3 protein-coding genes and 1 pseudogene are annotated in these 2,291 nt (G+C 36.9%); 3 read left to right on the top strand and 1 reads right to left on the bottom strand.

What is annotated here, in order from left to right; all coding sequences use genetic code 11:
• Positions 1 to 284 (bottom strand): annotated as a pseudogene (locus WB217_RS17035) (hypothetical protein); the annotation flags it as partial.
• A 190-nt stretch (positions 285 to 474) separates the two neighbouring features.
• Between WB217_RS17035 and WB217_RS17030 the strand changes: the two are divergent.
• The 3 genes from WB217_RS17030 to WB217_RS17020 all read left to right on the top strand — a co-directional run bounded on the left by WB217_RS17030 (position 475) and on the right by WB217_RS17020 (position 2,257).
• The gene (locus WB217_RS17030) at positions 475 to 1,290 is read left to right on the top strand and encodes a DUF2935 domain-containing protein (RefSeq protein WP_423994476.1); all 816 of its coding nucleotides are present in this window, start codon (positions 475 to 477) and stop codon (positions 1,288 to 1,290) included.
• Between the two features lie 289 nt (positions 1,291 to 1,579).
• A complete protein-coding gene (locus WB217_RS17025; protein ID WP_229365770.1) occupies positions 1,580 to 1,675 on the top strand; it encodes a putative holin-like toxin in 96 nt (31 codons plus the stop codon).
• Positions 1,676 to 2,047: 372 nt separating this feature from the next.
• Positions 2,048 to 2,257 carry a hypothetical protein gene (locus WB217_RS17020; protein WP_423994475.1) on the top strand — a complete coding sequence of 70 codons (210 nt, stop codon included), beginning with the start codon at positions 2,048 to 2,050 and terminating at the stop codon, positions 2,255 to 2,257.
• The last annotated feature ends 34 nt before the right edge of the window (positions 2,258 to 2,291 follow it).

Below are 2,291 nucleotides of genomic sequence, written 5' to 3'. Positions count from 1 at the left end.
AATACATACAGGTGGAATTTTTTATAAGTATATTTCAGGATCCAAAATGAGCCAACGAAGAAGGGTCCCCAGATCAATGGGAGTTCACCTAATACATTAGGTTTGATGTTAAATGGCCACCACCACCATTTTCTCTTCTCTGCGAGCATGCCTTCAAATGTTACGTAAATGCCCATGAATAAGGCACCAGGAAGGAACTTTTTTATCGTATGTTTGCCTAAAAGAGGGAAGGTAAGCCACGGCAATATCGTTAATAGCAGTAAGAAAAATTTTGTCTTCTTCATTACGCAACACCCTTTAGAGGAATGAAATGATTTCGTGCTAGATTTTCTTATTATTGCTTAGATGAGGAAAAAGATGAGTGCAAATGATAATTAAATTTATTTGAAGGCATATTAGAAAAATATTTGGAAAATAATTCATTTCTTCTTGCTTCTGACCGTATTTATTAGGAGGAGAAGGAGGGAGAGTCAGATGATTTCTCTATGGGATGAACATTTATTTTGGCTGGAAATGCTTCAGGATCATGCATTTTTCGTTAGAGATCATTTATCACCATCAGAGGTGCAGTATGTGAATTTGGCACAGCAGTACATTAATTTATACGGAAAGTTGTTATCACTTTTAAAAACGATTCCCCGTTCGGCACAGTTTTTTGACAGGGAAATGATTGAATTTGCAGCTCAGGTATGGCCCGTTGCAAAAGGGTATCTTGATTTTGAAGGCCATATACAGGCATTAAGAATTGATAACGATGTTAATCTGAATTTATCTCCCACTTATTTTAATGGTACCCAGATTGAAAACGCGGAATATTTGAGGATATTAAGCCAGTTGGCAGAGGGGAAAGACCCAGTACCTCTCGCTCTGCCAGAATTGTTGGATCTTTGGCTTGAGGATCAGTTAGGCCATGCGGTGCTATTCGAGAATATGTTAGACCCAATTGAGGTCGTTGCAAAAAGGCAGGCAGAAGCTTACATTAGCAAATACCAGCTATTTATTGTCCAGAACCATCACTTAAAAGGCTATTTACGGGTAAAAGAACCCGGATTTGCACGACAAAGAGAATTCGTCTATGACGTGGGCAGAACAACACTCGAAATGAATCGCTTTATTATCGGCATGGTGAACAAATTTAAATCAGATAGACTAATGAACAAAACGGACCTGCGCTTTTTGGAGCATCATTTTCCTGAAACTTGTTATTTCCTTACGAAGCTAAGTTATTATGAACCGAGATTGCAAGCGGAAATCGGCAATTGTTCGCTTGTAAAACCGTCTTTTAATTAATTGCATAAAAATCACTGTAAAAGGAAAAAAGCAATGTATTCCATTGCTTTGTATACCTATTTTTAGATGACTTATAATTTCATGAGGAATTATATCAATTAGGACTTTCACAAGAGAAAAAGCCTTCCAATTTAGGGAAAGGGCTTGATCCGTTGTTCAATTGATAATAATTTGAGTCCTTTTGCATGTTAGGATGAAGAGTTAAAATATGGTATAATTTGCTCGTACAGCAAATTGCAGGGTGGGCAGAGGTCACCTCCATTTCGGTATTAGGAAGGAGGTGATGCTGTTGGTAACTTATGAGGCAATGAATTTGGTTGTGAGTTTCGCGACTTTGATCGTTGCTGTAATTGCCATTGGTATTTCTTCAAACAAAAAGAAATAACCTACCCTGCACGCCAATGTTGGAATAGGTTATTTCTTGTTTTAACCGGCCGCTGCACTTCAGGCAGCTTGCTGTACATGAGAGTTCCGGTTGCAGCCGGGACTCTTTTTTAATTTATGTTGTTTATATGTAAATTATATACATAAACAAAAACATTATCAATTAAAGCACTCAAAGTACAATATTTTAGACAGACTGCACTGCTATATCCCGCGGTTTAAAACCGGCTTTAATAACTATATGTACGATGTTATAGCAGATTAAAATATATGAATGTGAAAAATTATTGAACTATTTGTGAACATTATGTGACATTTTTTCGTAAATTCTGTTAATATTAAAATTACAAACGAAAAAGTGGGGGAATGAGAAGTGGGAAAGCTTCTTATGTATTTTTATCTAGTAGTTAGCATTTATTGTTTTGTAAGCGGATTCTTGGCGTTGTATACACATGGATTTCAACATGCGGTATTATCGCTATTCCTTGCAGTTTTCAATTTCGCGATGTTTTCCCTTTTTAAAAAAGAAGGGAAGCTGCCAAGACTGCGCGTGATCAAGGGACATAAAGAGGAACTTGCTTAATGCATTGCTGCAGGTGAAATCTAAAAGTGAATTG

This window comes from Mesobacillus sp. (assembly GCF_049588175.1).
Taxonomy (GTDB): Bacteria; Bacillota; Bacilli; order Bacillales; family Cytobacillaceae; genus Mesobacillus.
This window is presented reverse-complemented; position numbering and strand designations above follow the sequence as displayed.

Excerpts from the sequence above, each read along its gene's own strand:
- WB217_RS17030 (WP_423994476.1), top strand. The coding sequence starts at position 475 with ATGATTTCTCTATGGGATGAACATTTATTTTGGCTGGAAATGCTTCAG.